The sequence below is a fragment of the Nocardia wallacei genome, assembly GCF_029868745.1.
Classification (GTDB): Bacteria; Actinomycetota; Actinomycetes; order Mycobacteriales; family Mycobacteriaceae; genus Nocardia; species Nocardia wallacei_B.
In genome coordinates, this window is the sequence record NZ_JARWOP010000072.1 from 1 (window position 1) to 5,488 (window position 5,488).

Genomic DNA, 5,488 nt, shown 5'->3' on the forward strand with positions numbered 1-5,488 from the left:
GTTGTCCGCCTTCGTGTTCGGGCCGTCGCCGAGGCAAACGGGACGCGGCGTCGACGTGGCCGGGATGGCGGCCTTCGCGGTGGCGGCGACGGCGGTCACCTTCGGCATCATCCGTGGCGGCGAGCACGGCTGGACCGATCCGCGGGCGCTCGTCGCCCTGGTCGCCGGAGTGCTCGCGGCCGGGTTGTTCGTGGTCGTCGAAATCCGCAGCGCGACACCGATATTCCCGCTCGCACTGCTGCGCAACGGCGAGTTCACCGCCACCCTCCTCGCGGCGGCCGGGCTCAACGTTGCCGCCTTCGCGGTCAGTCCGCTGCTGTCGCTGTGGTTGCAGCAGCAGTTGCGGCTGTCACCGCTGCAGGCCGGGCTGTCGATGTTGCCCATGGCGGTCACCGCGTTCGTGGTATCGGGCGCGCTCGGCCGGCTGCTGCACGAGCTGGCGCCCGAGTGGACGATCGGCGGCGGGCTGATCGTGATCGGCGCGGGCGCCGGGCTGCTCGGGTTCATCGACGCCGAATCCTCTTGGACCGCACTGCTTCCCGGCTTCGTCGTGATCGGCGTGGGGGTCGGTGCGGTGGCGCCGGCGCTGGTGGCGGTGGGAATGGCGGCGGTGGCGCCGCAGCAGAGCGGGACCGCCGCGGGCGCGGTGAACACCGCACGGCAACTGGGCATGGCGCTGGGAGTCGCGGTGCTGGGCACCGTCTTCCGCGGCGTGGCCGGAGACGGGCGTCCCGCCCTGCCCCGGTTCGTCGAAGGACTGGACGCGGCGGTCGCGGTGGCAAGCGGGGTGGGGCTCGTGCTCGGAATCGTCACCTTCGCCCTGTTCCACCGGCGAAGCCGGGTGCCGGAGGTCGCGGTGAGCGACAGCGGAGTACCCGTCGCCTGACCTTCCCGCTCACCAGTGTGAGCGAGGCACGTCGAACTCCGCGCACAACGCGCGCCACACGTCGCGTGGGTCGGCCCCGGCCTCGATGGCCTGGGTACCGGTCCGCCCACCCAGGGACGGCAGCACATGGTCGTTCAGCAGCGAGTCGCCGCGGACCACCCCGAACTCGGCGTGCAACAGTTCCCGGAAATCAGTCAATCGCACCGTGCCGAGGTTACCCGCACCGCCACACCCCCACCCGCGCGCCCGGGCCACCCCCCGAGCGCAGCGCATCAGAGACCGGCCGCAGCGGTCACAATCGCCTTTGTCGCGGCATAATTTGCCATCTCAACGCTGTTTGTGTCCGCGCAGGCCGGGTGTCAGCGGGCCCGGGCGGCATCGAGGACTCGGTGGCAGGTCTCGATCGGGTCGGAGACGACGTCGGCGGTGGCCGCGGCGGCGGTGGCGGCGCGCCGGTACGACGGGTCGGCGATCATGCGCAGGACAGCCGACCGTATCGCCTCGCCGGTGAACGGGCGGACTACTATCGAACTGCCTTGGCGGGCAGCGCGATTCGCCAGTTCCCACTGGTCACCGCCGCCGGGTACCGTCACGATCGGCACGCCTGCGAGCAGGGTTTTCGCCAACAGGCCGTGTCCGCCGCCGCCGACCACCAAGTCGGCGTGCCGGAGCAGTTCGTCCTGGCGGCCCAAACCTGCTGTGGCCCAGGGCGGCAGGTGCGCGGGCGGGGAGTGAATGGTGGAGACCGCGACCCGCACACCGGCGCCGTCGAGCGCGTCGAGCACGCCCTCGGCCATGTTCTCCACGCCCGTGTGTGCGGTCGAGGGCGCCACCATGACCAGCGGTTCGGCACCGGGCGGCAGCGGCAGCACGTCGTCGGTCGGCTCCCACAGCAGCGGTCCGACCAGGTGCGCGTGCTCGGGCCAGTCGGGCCGGGGGACCTCGAGTGCGGGCAGGCTCGCGATCAGGCGCGCCTGCGGTCCGGGATCTTCCGGCGGCAGGCCGACGCTCACCCGGGCCGCGGCGCGCTGCTGTTCGCCGCGATGGATCGCCCGGGCGGACAGGCCGCGCAACACCACGTCCCGCGCCCGGCCGCGCAGGCCCTCCCCGGGTGCGAGCCCACTTCCGATGGGCGGCAACGCTTTCGACGGCAGATATAGCGGATGCGGCGACAGTTCCACCCATGGCACCCGTAGTCGTTCGGCGGCCATGCCACCGCCCGCGGTGAGAACGTCCGACACGACGAGTTCGGGCAGCATCGCACTCAGTTCGGGCAGGATCTCCGAGGAGATGTGCGCGGCGCGCTGGTGGATGCGCTGTCCGGCGTCGCCCGGATCGTCCTCCGGGCGCGGGGCGAGTCCCTTCAGCCGCCGCACCCCGAGACTCGCCGCCCGCGCGGCGTCGAACCACACCGGCGAGGTGAACAGCACCGGCTCGTCGCCCGCCGCGAGAAACCGCAGGCACAGCGCGATCGCCGGGAACGCATGACCAGGGTCCGGCCCCGCGATGACAGCCACTCGCATGCGCCCCAGGGTGCCACATCCCCCGCATTCGCCTGCCACAACCCATGGTTCGCGAACCCGCGCGGTGTCACCGGAACACCGGCGGGCCGTCCGGTGACGACACCGAACGGCCCGCGGTCCCTGGCACAGGGACGTCTACATCTTGTTCACTGTCGACTTGTTCGACCCCGACACCGCCTTGTACAGCAGGTACAGCCCGAACACCACGAGGCTGATAATCAGAATCGGGAACAGCGCCTTGACCAGCGCACCGATCACGATCAGCGCCAGCCAGACGAGCGCGACGACGCCCAGGATCTTCCAGAACATGTCCACTTCCTCCCGAAGGTTTCCGAACCGCCGTCAGCGCGATCCGACTCCTCCATACTGACAAGCCGAAGCCCGAAAATCACCAGGTCACAAGCGATATCCGGGAAAGATCAGGGTTGTCCCCTAGACCGGATCAACGCCGGTCGGCCAGCTCGGTGAGCGCCTGGGCCCAGCCGTCCAGGCGGTCGGCGGCGTCGCGCAGGTCGACCATCGCCCAGCCCAGATCGTCCGGGAACGCGGGGCTTTCGGGAACGGCGAGGATCCGGCTCGCGGAGGCGACCAGTTCCTCGTATTCCGCGACGCCGTCCAGCAGCCGGGCCACGGCCGCGTGGACATGGTCGGTCGGCAACGGTGCGGACCGAGTCTTCAACTGCCCCACCAGACCGGCCGCGTGCTCCATGGCGACGATGTCGGCGGCCAGCGCGTGCAGGGCCGCGGCGGCGGAGTCGGCGGTGTCGAGAGTGTCGGTGAGATCGTCCGCGGGCAATCGGCCGCCGTGCGCGATCTGCCTGCCCACGGCGTAGCACGCGCGCTCGGCCCGGACCAGCCGGGCGATCGGGTCGCGTGCCGCCGAGCGGATCGGCGGCAGCTTGCGCGGCACGAACGCGGCGGGCGGCAACGGGTTTCGCCGGAGTTCGAAATAGCGCTTGGTGGTCACGGCCGCACCCGTCACCAGGGCAGCGGCACCGCTGCCGACGACGATGACGGCCCACGCCGGAGCCGAGACGACCACCAGTCCCGCCGTGCCCAGCGCCGTCAGCCCGGAGGCGGCACTCAGCCGCAGACTCCGCCGCCGCACCCGCCGACGCCGCCGCAATTCCCGCTCCCGCGGATCGGCCCACTTTCGCACCGCGTGCAGGGCGCTCTCCCCCACCTCACGCAACGTGTCCGGCAACCGCCGCGCCTGATCGACCTGCTCCTCCGGCACCCCGGACTGCGCCAGCACCTCGCGCACAAACCTCTCGCGCGCTGTCGCCCTCCGACCACCCGCACGCCCAGCCGCCTTCCGACCGGAAGCCGCACCGCCCGAATTACGCTCCCGCACACCGTCGGCGACACCACCGCCACGCCCGGCCGCCTTCCGACCGGATGCCGCAGCGCCCTGGCTACGCTCGCCGTTGGCGGCGTCACTGCCGGCTGCGTTGCCGGAGCGTGCCACACCCGGCGATTGCGGGGAATGCGGCCGTTCTCGGGATCCCGGAGGCGAGTCGGAAGATGTTCTCCTGCCGGGTAGGTCGGCGGGCGGGGCCGAATGGTCCGTGGGTACCCGGCCGAGGCCGGCGGCCGGGTGGGTACGGGAAGGGTTGGGCTGCACTACGTCCCTGGCTTCGTTCATGGGGTTGCCCGGTCTTGCAACCGATTCGAAGGCAGGGCCGGTGTCGTGATCCGCTTCGCGATGCTCGCCCGGAGGACGCCGGAACACGGAGGGGAACAATGCCTTCCAGGCGGGCTCGGCGGCCTGCTGAACCAGGGGCTCGCCGGGACCACGGGGCTCAGCGGGACCACCTGCCCGGCGACCATGTCCCTGGCCGCGGGCGCGGTCGACCGCGGGCTCGTGGCGGGCCCGCGATCTACCCATGACCTCGTACCTCTCCGGCGGGCGAGCGTTACTGCTGCGCGGTCTGGCCCTTGTCGATCTGCGGCTGCGCGGCCGGGTTCGGGACGGCCTGCGGGGTGGCGGAGTCACCGGCGGGCAGCGAGTCGCCGCGCATGGAGGCGCGGATCTGCTCGAGCCGGTTGTGGCCGGCCATCTGGACGCTGGCCTGCTGTACCTCCAGCATCCGCCCCTGTACCGAGTTGCCCGCGAGTTCGGCGGCGCCCAGTGCATTGGCGTACCGGCGCTCGATCTTCTCGCGCACCGCGTCCAGGCTCGGGGTGCTGCCGGGCGCGGACAGCGTGGAGTCCATCGACTGCAGCGAGGCGCTGACCTGCTCCTGCATCTTCGCCTGCTCGAGCTGGCTGAGCAGCTTGGTGCGCTCGGCGACCTTCTGCTGCAGCGTCATCGCGTTCTGCTCGACCGCCTTCTTGGCCTGCGCGGCCGCCTGCAGCGACTGGTCGTGCAGCACCTTCAGGTCTTCGATGGACTGCTCGGCGGTGACCAGCTGCGCGGCGAACGCCTCGGCCGCGTTGGTGTACTGGATCGCCTTCTCGGAGTCACCGGCGGCCTGGGCCTGGTCGGCGAGCATGACCGCCTGCCGGGCATTGGCGTTGAGCTTCTCCACCTCGTCGAGCTGGCGGTTCAGCTTCATCTCCAGCTGACGCTGGTTGCCGATGACCGACGCGGCCTGCTGCGACAGGGCCTGGTGCTGGCGCTGAGCTTCCTCGATAGCCTGCTGAATCTGGACCTTCGGATCCGCGTGCTCCTCGATCTTGGAATCGAAGAGGGCCATGAGGTACTTCCAGGCCTTGACGAACGGATTAGCCATCGATTGATCCCGCCTCCATCTGACGCGCCGCGCTCCCGCGCGACTGTAGTGCGCGACCGTCACGCACCCCGTTGTCCCTATCCTCCACCGCGCGGCACCGGTATGGGCAGGACCCCGCCGGTTACCGAACGCTTATAGAGAATCTATCCGTTTCCGCTCCGTCGTACAGTGTTGGGGGGGGCCGCCCCGGGGGGGGGGGCGCCCCACCACGGGCATATCGCGGATAACAAAAACAAAATTTTATTCATAAATTTCGCTCAGCGCCCCCCCCTCGTTGTGCGCCGCCCCCCGCGGGGGGCGGGCCCCGGCAACTCCTGGTCACTTCGCCTGTACCAGTACCAGCT

At 70.8% G+C, this 5,488-nt stretch carries 6 protein-coding genes; 1 reads left to right on the forward strand and 5 read right to left on the reverse strand.

Annotated features, from left to right (window positions below):
* On the forward strand, positions 1-886 hold an 886-nt coding region (locus tag QH470_RS04665), incomplete at its 5' end, for an MFS transporter (RefSeq protein WP_280271011.1).
* Between the two features lie 9 nt (positions 887-895).
* Here the strand turns inward: QH470_RS04665 and QH470_RS04670 are convergent.
* From QH470_RS04670 to QH470_RS04690, 5 genes are all read right to left on the reverse strand, one after another.
* A complete protein-coding gene (locus QH470_RS04670) occupies positions 896-1,090 on the reverse strand; it encodes a DUF3046 domain-containing protein (protein ID WP_280271012.1) in 195 nt (64 codons plus the stop codon).
* A 155-nt stretch (positions 1,091-1,245) separates the two neighbouring features.
* Positions 1,246-2,409 carry a glycosyltransferase gene (locus QH470_RS04675; protein ID WP_280271013.1) on the reverse strand — a complete coding sequence of 388 codons (1,164 nt, stop codon included), beginning with the start codon at positions 2,407-2,409 and terminating at the stop codon, positions 1,246-1,248.
* 135 nt (positions 2,410-2,544) lie between these two features.
* Positions 2,545-2,718: a hypothetical protein gene (locus QH470_RS04680; protein WP_280271014.1), complete on the reverse strand. Its 174-nt coding sequence runs from the start codon at positions 2,716-2,718 to the stop codon at positions 2,545-2,547.
* 133 nt (positions 2,719-2,851) lie between these two features.
* On the reverse strand, positions 2,852-3,673 hold the full coding sequence (pspM, locus tag QH470_RS04685; protein ID WP_280271015.1) for a phage shock envelope stress response protein PspM: 822 nt from the start codon (positions 3,671-3,673) through the stop codon (positions 2,852-2,854).
* Positions 3,674-4,325: 652 nt separating this feature from the next.
* A complete protein-coding gene (locus QH470_RS04690) occupies positions 4,326-5,144 on the reverse strand; it encodes a PspA/IM30 family protein (RefSeq protein WP_187687793.1) in 819 nt (272 codons plus the stop codon).
* Positions 5,145-5,488 lie beyond the last annotated feature (344 nt).

Excerpts from the sequence above, each read along its gene's own strand:
- QH470_RS04675 (WP_280271013.1), bottom strand. The coding sequence starts at position 2,409 with ATGCGAGTGGCTGTCATCGCGGGGCCGGACCCTGGTCATGCGTTCCCG.
- QH470_RS04680 (WP_280271014.1), bottom strand. The coding sequence starts at position 2,718 with ATGTTCTGGAAGATCCTGGGCGTCGTCGCGCTCGTCTGGCTGGCGCTG.
- QH470_RS04690 (WP_187687793.1), bottom strand. The coding sequence starts at position 5,144 with ATGGCTAATCCGTTCGTCAAGGCCTGGAAGTACCTCATGGCCCTCTTC.